This window comes from Microbulbifer sp. MKSA007 (assembly GCA_032615215.1).
In the GTDB taxonomy this organism is placed as follows: Bacteria; Pseudomonadota; Gammaproteobacteria; order Pseudomonadales; family Cellvibrionaceae; genus Microbulbifer.
In genome coordinates, this window is sequence record CP128433.1 from 513,752 (window position 1) to 526,815 (window position 13,064).

Below are 13,064 nucleotides of genomic sequence, written 5' to 3' on the forward strand. Positions count from 1 at the left end.
ATTTATCTCTGGGCGTACAGGTCGGTGCTTATAATATCCATAACGTTATTTCCAGATAGCCTCTGGTGATCTATCGATAAATTCCCCTAATTCTTCCTGTCACTAAATCGAATTGCAAAAAGCAAGGTTTTTGCAACGTTGCTGCGATAATAGCTTCCGCTATATTTTTAATCTGCAGTAATAATATGGTTTTAGTGTGGATCATCGGGTTTTGGTTTATTCTCATATTCGATGGCTTTGTTTAATCAAAGCAACCATAAAGCCAGTCGCAGTTAACTTGTTGCCGTTAAAGTGCGGTAAATCATTGGGCCTAAAGCCCACTTGATCTGCTGGCGCGAATGATCATTTAAGTTTTATCGATCTTGTAAGGTAACCGTTCTTTTGCAGTTTTTAGAACGGTGAGAATTTAAATATAAGTAATTGGAAATGTTGCAATTGCTGATGACGAAAATCCCTAGCAGAGCTATAAATTCAAAAGTGGATTTAAGGGTGTCTGCTGATTGAAAAGATAAGTATAGCTTCACCGAGTTTTAGGTCTGGCTCTTTTTAATTAGTACTCATGTATCTAAATCTTTTGTTCGTTTTTATTTAAATAATATTAGGTCTTATTCATTAGTGAATCGTATTTTAATACCTTTATAGATTTGGAGTCGGCTGAAATATTTGTAATTTGAAGGCCATTTGAATTGCTATATGGCACTTGGCTTTTTATTATGTCGGCTTTACTGGAGGGGGTTTATATGAACGGAGTTACGGGCCAATATCAATCTTGGCATTTGCACATTTTGCACATTTTACGTTTCGGGTTATTCACACTCACTATTGGCCTGCTCAGTGCTTGTGGCGGAGGGGGTAGCAGTAGTAATAACAGCAACAGTGATGGCGATGGGAGCGGTGATGGCAGTGGTAGTGGTGGGACAGATACCGTAACGCTGGAAAGTGTAGGGCTGGAACAAGATAGCACCAATGAATACCAGTATTTCCTAACGGCCTATTACAGTGATGACTCTTCTGTTGATGTTACTGAGGAAGCGGACTGGTCTGTGAGCGACGATAGCCTGGCAACGGTTGAGGCAGGGCTGCTTACTCCTTTGCATAGTGGTTCATTCACTTTGAGTGCCTCTTATGAGGGGGTTGATGCGCAGGTTGATGTTGAGTTGGCTCCAATGCTGCAGGGGCTGCAGTTGGATAGGGATGCCTCTAATTTTGATCAATACTACCTCACGGCTAACTATGATGATGACACCTCAGTGGATGTTACCGAAGAGGCCGAGTGGTCGATCAGTGATACCAGTTTGGCAACCGTAGAGGCGGGTCTTATCACCGCCCTGGAGAGTGGCTCGGCGACGCTAACCGCCACCTTTGATGGTGAAACGGCGGATATGGACATTGAGCACCTTGTCTATGTGCGTGAAATTTTTTCCTCTTTACATGCATTTGCCGCATTAAAAAATAATGGCTCCGTTGTATCCTGGCCTGATGAGTACGATTCATCAGATATTAGTTTTAGTGAGGTAAGTGCCAGCTTAGCCAGTGATGTGGTAGAAATTTTCCCTGCAAATGATGCTTTTGCAGCATTAAAGTCTGATGGTTCGGTTATTACCTGGGGAGTCTACGATGAGGGTGGTGATAGTAGCTCCGTGAGCGCGAGCCTGGCGGATAATGTCGTTAAGATTTATCCAGGCTCACAGGCGTTTTCTGCATTGAAGTCTGATGGATCCATTGTAACTTGGGGGAACGATTTATATGGGGGGATAGCAGTGCGGTTAGTGCCCAGTTAGCCAGTGAAGTAGAGGAAGTTTATACATCTGGATATGCTTTTGCTGCGCGAAAAACAGATGGCTCTGTTGTGACATGGGGGCACGTTAATGGAGGTGGAGATAGTAGTGCGGTGAGCGCAGAAATCTCCAGTGATGTGGTCACAGTTTTTACAACATCGGCTGCTTTTGCTGCACTAAAATCAGATGGCTCTGTTGTGACCTGGGGATTTGATAATTGGGGTGGGGATAGTAGTGCGGTGAGCGCGGAAATCTCCAGTGATGTGGAGACTATTTTTCCATCAAGATATGTTTTTGCTGCACTTAAATCAGATGGCTCTGTAGTGACCTGGGGATTCGAAGATAACGGTGGCGATAGCAGTGCAGTGAGCTCGGAAATCTCCAGCGATGTTGTGGAGGTCTTTGGGAATCGCGAAGCTTTAGCGGCCGTGAAATCTGATGGCTCAGTCGTCACTTGGGGCGATGCCAATAATGGTGGTGATAGTAGCGATGTGAGTGACCAGCTTACAGGGGGGTCGATACCATCTCTGCGAGCGGTTTTGCCTTTGCCGCTGTTAAATCCGATGGTTCTGTTGTCACTTGGGGGGCGAGTAGCTGGGGTGGCGATAGTAGCGCAGTCAGTTCTGAGCTGACTGAAAATGTGGAGTCAATCGTTTCGAATGGTTATGATTTCGCCGCAATAAAGGCTGATGGGTCGGTAGTGACTTGGGGTTTTCATGATAATGATAGTGAAAAAAACAGCAGTAGCGCCAGTGATCAACTGACGAGTGGCGTGTTAACGATAGTAACAAGCGGTAAGGCCTTCTCGGCGATAAAAGACGATAAGTCCGTAGTGACTTGGGGTGATAGTTCTTTCGGCGCTGATAGCAGTGATATAGATTTTAATTAGATAGAAATGATACTGCGGAAAATGCAGGCTATTTACTCATTTTTGAAGGTAATATCACTGATATGACCTGGTGGATATTACAGGGTAGATAAGCCTTGAGCCGACAATCAAAGCAAGTCTTGGTTGTCGGCTCTTAACTTAATAAATACGTGGATTTTCTAATGCTCACCTTTTGTATTAGGTGGACTCCAGCACTATTACTTTACAATTTAACGCCCAAGTAATTGTTTTATGTTTCTTTATTGGGTATCCAGTATTAGCTATTTAAGCAATAGTGGTTTTCCTGAGCCCTACTGAAGTTTTTATTTAAATTTCATGTTGGGTTTTTCTTATCTCAATATTTTTTCTGGTCTATGCTTGTTTTTTTTATAAGAGTCACTCAAAAGGTTTGCCCGTGGGGCTCCCGTAGATGGCAATAAATCGAACATCGATATGCCCCGGCTATATTGCCTTTCTCTACGCCTCTTTAATAAAGGCAGAGTTCAGTGTGCCGTAGTCCAACGCCTTACTAAACAAATTATTGTCACTTTTAACCTCTGCCAGCTGTTTTAGTGATTCGTTTAAATGGCCGTAGACTGACTGGAATAAAGCTGGTCCGGTACTAAAACGCTTTATGCCTGCAGCAAAAAAATCCGATATAGGGGCCATACCCGGAAGCAGCATAATATTGATTGGCAGGTCGATACCCGCTGCCAAACTCCTTGCCTCCTCAACTGAAGAGAGCCCAGGCACAAAGCCGCAGTCAGCACCGGCACTCTTATAAAGCTCTAATCTCTCTATGCACATATTTACCGCCTTATCGCCGTTGGCGAGTGCATTGAGATAAACATCGGTACGGGCATTAATAAAAAGCGGGCGGCCGTTAAGTGCTTGGCGAATAGCGTTGATTTTTTCGCCGAGAGATTCGGGGGTGTCGTTACCATCTTCAATATTGATGCCTGTAACTCCCAGCGCAACCATTTTACAGGCCAGCTCAGCTACCTGTTTGGGGTTTTGGGAATATCCATCTTCAATATCCACGCTCAGAGGTAAAGAGGTCATCCGGGCAATCCGTGCGATAGCATTTAGGTGTTCCTCAACTGGCAGGGCACCGCCATCGGCATAACCCAACGACCAGGCGACGGCGGCACTGCTGGTACCTACTGCTTGGGCGCCTGTGTTTTGGCAGATTAAAGCGCTGGCAGCATCCCAGGCATTTGGCAGGATCAGTGGGGCGTCAGTTTGGTGCAACTTGGTGAAGGTATTGAATGGGCTGTTGTTCATCGGGATAACCTACTTGAGCGATGTCGTTTGAGTGGTGAATTTACCGCTCAAGAGATTGATTCACTGGCCACAAACGGAACTGAACCGTGAAAACCGGAAAGACAATTAAGATTGTTGGCTGCGATGTGTGAGGGAGGTGGAGCGGACAGGTTCTATTAATACATGGCTAAGAAAGCTATGAATTGCTTTCTTGGCCACGCAGGAAAAAGAAAAAAGGAAAATCAGTTGAGAGCGGGATCTTTATGTAGCCACTGCTGTACCGCCTCCACTACGGGGGCGGGATTCTTGATCCAGCTGAGGTGAGGGTTGCCTTTGGGATAAGTGGGTTTCATCTCCCGGGTTTCGCCGCCGACAATTGCCGCTAATTTACGGGCGGCCTGAATAGGAGCGAAGGGGTCGCCGTCCAGCGCAATATGCAGAGTGGGCTGGCTTGTTTTTTCCATTTGCCCAAAGCGATCCTCTGGAGCAAAGCGGCCACTAAATATGGATCGGGCCCAGTCTTTCATCAGTCTGCGCGCTTCGCGCCAGCCGAATCCCATGCGCGCACCGGGGAAATAACCCAGCAGGCTTGAGGTCACACTGGCAATTGAGGCGAAGAGCAGGATGGCGTACTTGTGCAGGCCACTCCAGCTGCGGTGGTCCACATGGCCGGAGGCGATGCTGACAACCTTGGCGTTACCAGTGAGGCCGGCGCGGGCTGCTAGGGTGCTGGTTTGACCGCCGATACTGTGGCCGAGAATCAGCGCTGGCCCCTGGGGGAATTGCTGTTCCAGCAGTTGGATTAACTGTGGGATAAACGAAAACACCAGATCGTTGTAGCCGTAGTCGGCATTTCGGTGGGGGCGCGGCAGGCTCTCCCCAGTGCCGGGCAATTCGCTGATGGCGGTGCTGTAACCGAGCCTTTGCAGCTCTTCCAGAAGCAGGCGGTAGCGGTTGGCCGGTACGCCCATCGCGGGAAGCACCAATACCAGGGGGCCTTCGCCGTTGTGTACTGTGGTTACTGGTACCTGGAAGGCGCCAAATTCTAATTGATGGGTTTGTTGGGGCATGGTACTTCTCCCTTTAACAGTCCGGCATCATAGGCGAAGCCAGCTTGCCAAACCCATGACCAGACCGCGCAGTGCTGTGTCCCAATCCGCCAAATCCCAGAAACAAGGCGAGTGGCAGGGTAGTCATTTTGATCAGCTTGCAACCGGGCAGGCGAAGGCACGGGGCCTGATGTAACTGGTTGACTTGCAACCGGGTTAGCGAAGGCATTGGGCTGAAGTAATTGATCAACTTGCAACCAATCCCACAACTGCCTAGAATACGCCGCCCGCAATGGGCCCGGTTTATCCGTACCCGTTGTACTCCTTGCCTCATCGGACTGTCCGAGAGGCTGATTAACCCGTAAGGAGCTAAAATGCGTCATTACGAAATTGTATTCCTGGTTCACCCGGACCAGAGCGAGCAGGTACCTGGCATGGTGGAGCGCTACACTGCGTCCATCAAGGAGAGCGGTGGACAGGTTCACCGTCTGGAAGACTGGGGCCGTCGCCGTCTGGCTTACCCGATCAACAAGATCCACAAGGCTCACTACATTCTGATGAACGTAGAATGTTCTGAAGAAGCCCTTGAGGAACTGACTACCAACTTCCGTTACAACGATGCGGTTATCCGTAATCTGGTAATTCGTGAAGATGAGGCGATCACTGAAGAGAGCCCGATCATGAAAGCGGAAAAAGAAAGCCGTGAGCGCAAAGCTGCCCGTGCAGAGCGCACCGAGCGTCGCGAGCGCGCCGGAGAAGAGAAAGCTTCTTCCGACGCTGCAGAAGCTTCTTCCGATAACGCTGAAAGCGAAGAGTAAGGGGATTATCAGATGGCACGTTTTTTCCGTCGTCGCAAGTTCTGCCGTTTCACCGCTGAAGGTGTTAAGCGTATCGACTACAAAGATCTCGATACCCTGAAAGCCTACATCTCCGAGACTGGCAAAATTGTTCCTAGCCGTATTACCGGTACCAAAGCCAAGTATCAGCGTCAGCTGGCCTCTGCGGTCAAGCGCGCTCGCTACCTGGCCCTGCTGCCGTACACGGACAGCCACGAAGCCTAAGCCGCAGTTTGCTTAGACTCATTAATAGAGAAGCTATCTAGATATGCGCGCCGTAGCTGAATTTATTATGCGCGGACGCGTCAGGGCGGTAATCCTCACCATGTTGGGGATTCCGCTGATAAGCCCGGCAATTCTCGCTCTGGTGAGTTTGCGCCGAGGCAGCAGTGACGGCCTGATGGTTTTGGCCTGGGCTCTGTTGCCGATTGTCGTTATGGGTATGAGTGGTCATGTACCACCACTGGTGACTGGTATATCCGCAGGCCATTTTGTTGCAGTTTTTTGCGGCGCCATGGCATTGCGCAGCAGTCGCTCCTGGGCCGCTGGCCTGGTGGCTGTAACGGCGGCATCAGCAGCAGGCATATTGCTGACCTCTCTCTTCAGTGGAGGACTGATGCAAGGGTTCTTGCAGGCAGTCGAGAATGCAGCGGAACAGCCCAATACTGTTCCAATGGATGAACTGAAGCAGATATTTTCGGGTGAATTGCAAATTACCGGTTACCTGGGCCTGATATCGGCGATGAGCGCCACATTGGCTCTGGTACTGGGGCGTTACTGGCAGGCCCTGCTGTACAACCCCGGCGGTTTCCGCCAGGAGTTCCACCAGCTGCGCCTGCCCCTGTGGCTGTCAGCGACAAGTATGTTGTTGTGGGTAGTCAGCTTGGTAACCCCAGGCTACGCATTTTGGGGAGCGGTGATTGCGTTCCCGATGGTGGTAGCTGGTATTGCCCTGGTCCACTGGCTGGTTGCCAGTCGCGGTTGGGGGGTAGGTCCCCTGGTGGCGATGTACATCATGCTGGTGATTGGAGGGCTGCCCCTGGCAGGCTTCCTCTGCGGCCTGGCCCTGGTAGATAGCTGGATAGATATTCGCGGACGCTCTTCCAAATAAGCGCGCCCGCACAATACAGAAATTGAGGAAACCGAGATGGAAGTTATTCTGCTCGATAAAGTAGGCAAACTGGGCAACGTGGGTGACCGCGTTGATGTTAAAGCCGGTTTTGGCCGCAATTTCCTGCTGCCGACTGGTAAGGCAATTGCTGCTACCGCCGCTAACATTGCTGAGTTCGAAGCTAAGCGCGCTGAACTGGAAGCCGCTGCCGCTGCTAAGCTGGCTGAAGCTGAGAGCCGCGCTACCAAGCTGGCCGATCTGGTTGTTACCATCGCTGCTAACGCTGGCGACGAAGGCAAGCTGTTCGGTTCTATCGGCACTCGCGACATCGCTGAAGCGATCTCCGCTGGTGGCGTTGAAGTAGCTAAAGCTGAAGTTAAGCTGCCGGAAGGCGCGCTGCGCGAAGTGGGCGAGTACGACGTAGACGTACAGCTGCACTCCGACGTAATTGCTGCAGTTAAAGTCGTTATCGAAGCCGAGTAAGGTTTTGCTGACGAACGGTTGGTGCTTCGGGCGCCAGCCGCGCTACAATCGGGCGCTGCACCCTATCGGGTCCAGCGCCTGTTTTGTTTTTACTATCCAGTAAAGTTCCATGATCGACGAAAACGCCGCCCCTGAAGAAGAGATCCACAGCGAAGAGAGTTCACCCCTGCCGCATTCGGTAGAGGCGGAGCAGTCTGTGCTCGGCGGCCTGATGCTAGACCCGGGCCGTATTGATGCCGTTGCCGAACAGCTGAGTGAAGAGGATTTCTTCAGCGCCAGTCACCGCAAGATCTTTGCGGTTATGGGCGAGCTGAGTAATGGCGAACAGCCCCTGGATATCGTTACCCTCGCCGAAGGCCTCGCCAGCCGCGACCTGCTCGGTGAAGTGGGTGGCCCTGCCTACCTGGCGGAATTGGCCGAAAATACCCCCTCCGCAGCGAATATCGTCGCCTACGCCAAGATCGTGCGTGAGCGCTCTATGCTGCGCCAGTTGATCGCCGCCGCCGGTGAGATCAGCCGCACCAGTTTTAATCCCGGTGGCCTCGCTTCCGCCGATCTGCTGCAGATGGCCGAGCGCCGCGTGGCGGAAATCGCCGAGGGGCGCGCCAAAGAGGGCGGCTTTGTCGGCGTGGATACCCTGCTGAAAAAGACCGTCGAGCGCATCGATGAGCTGTTCAAGACCGAGGGTGATATCACCGGTATCAGTACCGGTCTTACCGAATTGGACCAGCGCACCTCCGGCTGGCAGCCGGGCGAACTGGTTATTCTCGCCGCGCGTCCCTCCATGGGTAAGACCGCACTGGCATTGAATTTTATTGAGAGCGCCATGCTCTGCCAGGAGAGCCCGACACTGGTCTTCAGTATGGAGATGCCCTCGGACAGCCTGGTGATGCGGATGTTGTCCTCTATTGGTCGTATCGACCAGGGGCGCATCAGGAACGGCAAGCTGCAGGAAGAGGATTGGCCCAAGCTATCCAGTGCCGTGCAGAAGATGAAAGGCAAGTCCCTGTATATCGACGATACGCCGGCACTGAGTCCCAGCGAGGTACGCGCCCGTACCAAGCGCACGGTGCGCGATCACATCAACAAATTGATGCGCGAGAACCCCAAGTTAAGCCGCGAAGACGCCGAGGCCAAGAGTATGCCCGCCATGATTATGGTGGACTACCTGCAGCTGATGCAGGTGAAGGGGTCTACTGAGGGCCGCACCCAGGAGATCTCCGAGATCTCCCGCTCTCTCAAGGCGCTGGCGAAAGAATACGAATGCCCGGTGATTGCCCTGTCGCAGCTTAACCGGGGAGTAGAGCAGCGCCCCAACAAACGGCCGATGAACTCGGACCTGCGGGAATCCGGGGCGATCGAGCAGGACGCTGACGTGATCCTGTTTATCTACCGCGATGAATACTACAACGAGGACAGCCCGGATAAAGGCATGGCCGAGTTGATTATCGGCAAGCAGCGTAACGGTGAGATCGGCACCTGCCGCGCAGCCTTTGTGGGCAAATACACTCGCTTCGATAATCTGGCGCCGGAATACTACCAGGGCGAATAAGCCTTTCTGCTAGGTTTGCGGCTGTCGAATATCCGAGCCTAGGGGAGCCACTTCTTGTTATCCGAGCAAAAGATCCGCGCACTGGTGCTGCAACGCCAATTTATCCACAGCTCCTGGACTGGAGGATTGTCGGGGTTGTTGCAACATCTTGGCGCCCTACAGTTGGATGCTATCCAGCGAATTACCCGGGCCCACCACCACCAGCTCTACAATCGCCTGCCCCGTTACAGTGAGTCACACCTGGCTGAAGCTGAAGAGCACCGCGAAATTTTCGAGTACTGGTCCCACGCCGCTGCCTACCTGCCAATGGCCCACTACCCCTATGCGCGGGTGCGTATGGATCGTATCCGCGCCGGTCAGCGCCACTGGTTTGAAAAGAATGCGAAGCTGTGTCGCTATGTTCTCGATCGTGTGCGAGAGGAGGGTGCCCTGCGGGCCAGTGATTTTGTGCGCACCAAGAGTGGATGGTGGGAGTGGTCCGATGAAAAGAAAGCCCTGGAGCAGTTGTTTCATGAAGGTGAGCTGATGGTCAGCCACCGGGAGGGCTTTCAAAAAGTCTTCGATCTCCCGGAGCGGATACTGCCAGCAAGAATCTCGACCAATGCCGCCTCGGAAATTGAGTACGGCAGCCATCTGGTGCGAACTTTTCTGGGGTGCCAGGGGATTGGCCGAGCGGAGGAAATTGCTTACCTGCGGAGGGACGACAAACCCCTTATCCAGCAGGCCGTTAAGCGTATGCTGGCAAGTGGTGAGCTCACCCCGCAGGGAAAAGAGCTGATGCTCACCGGGCACCTGGACTGGGAGCCAGTACGACCATCGCGCAAAGTGCGCCTGTTATCCCCGTTTGACCCAGTGATATTGCAGCGCAAACGCCTGCGCCGGCTGTTTGATTTTGAATATCAATTGGAGTGCTATGTACCGGCGGCCAAGCGCCGCTATGGCTATTTTTGCCTGCCGATTTTATACGGCGATCAATTCGTGGGGCAGGTGGACTTGAAGGCAGACCGGGATGCGGGTGTATTGCGGGTAGAGGCCTTGCACTGGAATAAGAAACCCGGCGTCTCGCTGGAGGCGAGTTACCACCGGGCTCTGGGGCAGTTTGCCCGCTTTCACGGGCTGGAAAGCGAAGCCGCGCTTACAGCTTGACGACTACGTAGACCTCCTGGCCATCGCGCTGGGTAGGCATAAAGTAATTGCCGCCATAGCGGTAGTACTGGATGCCGTTGATAATTTCAGCGGCATAGCCATTGGGTAGGGTTTCCACCACTTGTCCGGGCTGGAAGCCCTGCGGGCCAGGGTCCGGGGTTGCAGGCACAGTAGCGGGAGCTGCTGCCGTTGCAACAGGAACGGCGACAGCCGGCGCAGGCGCTGGAACAACGGCTACGGGTGCTGGAGCTACAGCCACTGCAGGTGGTGCTACTACGACATAAGTTCGGGTAGCCGGGTGCCACTGATAGTAGGCATCGGCGTACTGGTAATAAGTAATTCCGCCTACATGGACTCTGACAGCACTAGTTGGCAGGGTGACTACCGAGGCTCCCAGAGGGGCGGCGACAACGACGTAACCACGGGGACCGTGGCGGTAGAAGTGTCCGCCATGGTAGTAAAAGGGACGTCCGCCAACTGCGACACGCACATGGCCAACGGGTAGTACGGGCGCAACAAATCCGATCGAAACACGTGGTCCGCGATAAACACCGCCACGGTGGTGGTGGCGATGATCTCCCCCGCGCTCATAACCGCGCGCATCGGCCGGTGGGCTAAAGGCAAAAGCGGCCAGCGCCAGGAACGCACTGGCGCCAATTACGACATTCAGTTTATTCACAGTCTCTCCAGCGAAGTGATTACTCACATTTGACATACTAACCCTTATCCTGACATTAAAGACAGGTTAATTGGTTAAGAATTGTCAAAGTACCGGAGGCTGGATCAGTGGTCAGCGGTTGCGCTGGATGATTCCCATCAGCTTGTACATCAGCTGTGCGGCGGCAAAGTCATAGGCGTGAAAGCCCTCGATCGGCGCAAATTCCAGCAGATCGAAGCCGATAATCTCTCTTTGTCGCGCAACGGATTCGAACAAGTTGAGGGTCTGGTACCAGCCGAGACCACCGGGTACCGGGGTGCCGGTGGAAGGGAAGACCGATGGGTCCATACCGTCCACATCCAATGTAAAGAAGACTTTCTTGGGGAAATTCTCCGGTAACTGGAATTCCTGCACATTGTTGGGCACCAGTTGGTGGGCATCCAGATAGCCCACGTTGTGGTCCTTGCGGGCTTGAACTTCCTCTTCGCAATAGGCGCGGATACCCAGCTGAAATAGGGGAACACCGGCTTCTACCACTAGACGCATCACGCTGGCGTGGCTGTGTTTGTGGCCCTCATAGCGATCGCGAAGGTCGGCGTGGGCATCGATCTGCACCACGCCAAAATCGGTTTCACCGGCGTCCAGTAGCCCTTTGATAATACCCCAGGTCACCGAATGCTCACCGCCGATACCCACCGGCATCTTGCCAAGCGCCAACACTTCTTTGGTGGCTGCGGCGATATTCTCCATCACCTGTTCTGCAGGGCCGGAAACCGAGACCGGCGAGCGGGTGTAGATGCCCAGGTCACAGGGGTTGGAGAAGTTGTCAAAAGTTTCCAGTTGCCAGGATGCTTCCAGGATGGAGGCCGGGCCCTTGCCGGTGCCGCCACCGTAGGAGACGGTTTCCTCATAGGGGATGGGGATAATGTGAAAGAGGGCGTCTTCCGGCTTCGGCTGCTCGATTTCGGAGCCGAGAAAAATGGGGTATTCGTTTTCTGACAACATCTACTGGTCCTCTGGCGGAGGCAATAACTCATTGCCTGCCGCATCTATCTCTATCGGCACTTTTTAGGAGAGGCGCTCCTTAAAATCTTCGTAGCCGAAAGTTTTGATCATCTTCAGGTCGTCGGTATCCGAATTCCACAGGGCGATAGCCGGTAGGGGGATACCGTTAAAAGTATTGGTTTTCACCATGGTGTAGTAGGCCATTTCCTCGAACACCAGTCGCTCGCCAATCCGCAGTGGTTGACTGAAACTGTATTCGCCGATGCTGTCGCCGGCCAGGCAACTCTGTCCGCCCAGGCGATAGGTGTGGGGTAAGTCACCGGGGCGAGCGGCACCGGTAATTTCCGGTCGGTAGGGCATTTCCAGCACATCGGGCATATGGCAGGTGGCAGAGGCGTCGAGGATGGCTTGGTTTTCACCATTCCAGGCGATATCCACTACTTCAGCCACAAGGACTCCTGCGAACAGGGAGATGGCCTCACCGGGTTCCAGGTAGACCTGTACATTGTGCTTGTCGGAAAAGCTGCGCACCGCTTCGACCAGCTCATCCACCTGGTAATCCCGGCGAGTAATATGGTGGCCGCCGCCGAAATTAATCCACTCCATTTGTGGTATCAGATCGCCAAACTTCTCCTCCACGGCAGCGATTGTGCGCTGCAGAGGTTTGAAATCCTGTTCACATAACGTGTGGAAGTGCAGGCCACTGATGCCTTCGAGGGACTCTCCTTCAAACAGCGAGCGCACGATGCCCAGGCGCGAACAAGGGGCGCAGGGGTCGTAGAGATCGGTGTGGCCCTCGGAGTGCTCGGGGTTGATACGCAGGCCAAAACGCAGCTCTGGCCGCTGCTGTTGCATATCCAGGCACAACTCCCGAAAACTCTTCCACTGGGAGAAGGAATTGAAAATTACATGGTGGGCAAATTGCAGTATTTCCCGTAGTTCCTCATCCTTGTAAGCGGCACTGAAGACATGAACTTCCTTGCCTTTGTCGCGACCGCCGTACTCTTCGAACCCCAGTTTGGCTTCGTGCAGGCCACTGGCACAGGTCCCGGATAGATATTCAGCCACGATGGGCCCGGTGCTGAACATGGAAAAGGCCTTGAGCGCTGCCAGTACCTTGGCACCGCTGCGTTCCTGTACATCGGCGAGCAGTGCCAAATTATTGCGCAGGGCAATTTCATCGATCACAAAACAGGGAGAGGGAACGCGGTAGGGATCGAAGCTGCCGAAATAGTCAACGGGGGGAGTGAGGTCCATGGTGCGTTATATCCTGGTGCGGCGGGGCGGGCACTGGAGTCCGCCCCGCTAGGTCGGG

At 53.1% G+C, this 13,064-nt stretch carries 14 protein-coding genes; 9 read left to right on the forward strand and 5 right to left on the reverse strand.

The annotated features are described in order from the left end of the window. Window positions 1–740 precede the first annotated feature (740 nt). The 3 genes from QT397_04870 to QT397_04880 are packed head-to-tail and all read left to right on the forward strand — an operon-like array spanning window position 741 to window position 2,667. Window positions 741–1,781, forward strand: coding sequence for an Ig-like domain-containing protein (locus QT397_04870; GenBank protein ID WNZ56699.1), 1,041 nt, complete (start codon window positions 741–743; stop codon window positions 1,779–1,781). Continuing rightward, entirely contained in the window at window positions 1,730–2,410 is a 681-nt protein-coding gene (locus QT397_04875; protein WNZ56700.1) for a hypothetical protein, read from the forward strand. Before QT397_04870 ends, QT397_04875 begins: the two co-directional genes overlap by 52 nt. 8 nt (window positions 2,411–2,418) lie before the next feature. Beyond that, a complete protein-coding gene (locus tag QT397_04880; GenBank protein WNZ56701.1) occupies window positions 2,419–2,667 on the forward strand; it encodes a hypothetical protein in 249 nt (82 codons plus the stop codon). A gap of 456 nt (window positions 2,668–3,123) precedes the next feature. Here the strand turns inward: QT397_04880 and QT397_04885 are convergent, their stop codons facing one another. Both QT397_04885 and QT397_04890 read right to left on the reverse strand, forming a co-directional pair. Further along, window positions 3,124–3,930 carry an isocitrate lyase/phosphoenolpyruvate mutase family protein gene (locus QT397_04885; GenBank protein WNZ56702.1) on the reverse strand — a complete coding sequence of 269 codons (807 nt, stop codon included), beginning with the start codon at window positions 3,928–3,930 and terminating at the stop codon, window positions 3,124–3,126. Window positions 3,931–4,151: 221 nt separating this feature from the next. After that, window positions 4,152–4,979 carry an alpha/beta hydrolase gene (locus QT397_04890; protein WNZ56703.1) on the reverse strand — a complete coding sequence of 276 codons (828 nt, stop codon included), beginning with the start codon at window positions 4,977–4,979 and terminating at the stop codon, window positions 4,152–4,154. 353 nt (window positions 4,980–5,332) lie between these two features. Here QT397_04890 and rpsF point away from each other — a divergent pair, with 353 nt between their 5' ends. From rpsF to QT397_04920, 6 genes are all read left to right on the forward strand, one after another. Beyond that, a complete protein-coding gene (gene rpsF / locus QT397_04895; GenBank protein WNZ56704.1) occupies window positions 5,333–5,776 on the forward strand; it encodes a 30S ribosomal protein S6 in 444 nt (147 codons plus the stop codon). A gap of 12 nt (window positions 5,777–5,788) precedes the next feature. Then, window positions 5,789–6,019, forward strand: coding sequence for a 30S ribosomal protein S18 (gene rpsR, locus QT397_04900; GenBank protein WNZ56705.1), 231 nt, complete (start codon window positions 5,789–5,791; stop codon window positions 6,017–6,019). A gap of 43 nt (window positions 6,020–6,062) precedes the next feature. Continuing rightward, window positions 6,063–6,905: a hypothetical protein gene (locus QT397_04905; protein ID WNZ56706.1), complete on the forward strand. Its 843-nt coding sequence runs from the start codon at window positions 6,063–6,065 to the stop codon at window positions 6,903–6,905. A 36-nt stretch (window positions 6,906–6,941) separates the two neighbouring features. After that, the gene (rplI, locus tag QT397_04910) at window positions 6,942–7,388 is read left to right on the forward strand and encodes a 50S ribosomal protein L9 (GenBank protein ID WNZ56707.1); all 447 of its coding nucleotides are present in this window, start codon (window positions 6,942–6,944) and stop codon (window positions 7,386–7,388) included. 109 nt (window positions 7,389–7,497) lie between these two features. Beyond that, window positions 7,498–8,940 (forward strand): replicative DNA helicase, encoded by a 1,443-nt coding sequence (gene dnaB / locus QT397_04915; GenBank protein WNZ56708.1) that lies wholly within the window; start codon window positions 7,498–7,500, stop codon window positions 8,938–8,940. A gap of 54 nt (window positions 8,941–8,994) precedes the next feature. After that, window positions 8,995–10,086 carry a crosslink repair DNA glycosylase YcaQ family protein gene (locus tag QT397_04920; GenBank protein ID WNZ56709.1) on the forward strand — a complete coding sequence of 364 codons (1,092 nt, stop codon included), beginning with the start codon at window positions 8,995–8,997 and terminating at the stop codon, window positions 10,084–10,086. Here QT397_04920 and QT397_04925 read toward each other — a convergent pair. The 3 genes from QT397_04925 to nspC all read right to left on the reverse strand — a co-directional run bounded on the left by QT397_04925 (window position 10,076) and on the right by nspC (window position 13,006). Then, complete coding sequence (locus QT397_04925) at window positions 10,076–10,765, reverse strand: DUF6515 family protein (GenBank protein WNZ56710.1); 690 nt, start codon at window positions 10,763–10,765, stop codon at window positions 10,076–10,078. The two genes, QT397_04920 and QT397_04925, sit on opposite strands and share 11 nt — an antisense overlap. A 111-nt stretch (window positions 10,766–10,876) precedes the next feature. Then, window positions 10,877–11,749 (reverse strand): agmatinase, encoded by an 873-nt coding sequence (gene speB, locus QT397_04930; protein WNZ56711.1) that lies wholly within the window; start codon window positions 11,747–11,749, stop codon window positions 10,877–10,879. A gap of 63 nt (window positions 11,750–11,812) precedes the next feature. Then, on the reverse strand, window positions 11,813–13,006 hold the full coding sequence (gene nspC / locus QT397_04935; GenBank protein ID WNZ56712.1) for a carboxynorspermidine decarboxylase: 1,194 nt from the start codon (window positions 13,004–13,006) through the stop codon (window positions 11,813–11,815). Between the last annotated feature and the right edge of the window lie 58 nt (window positions 13,007–13,064).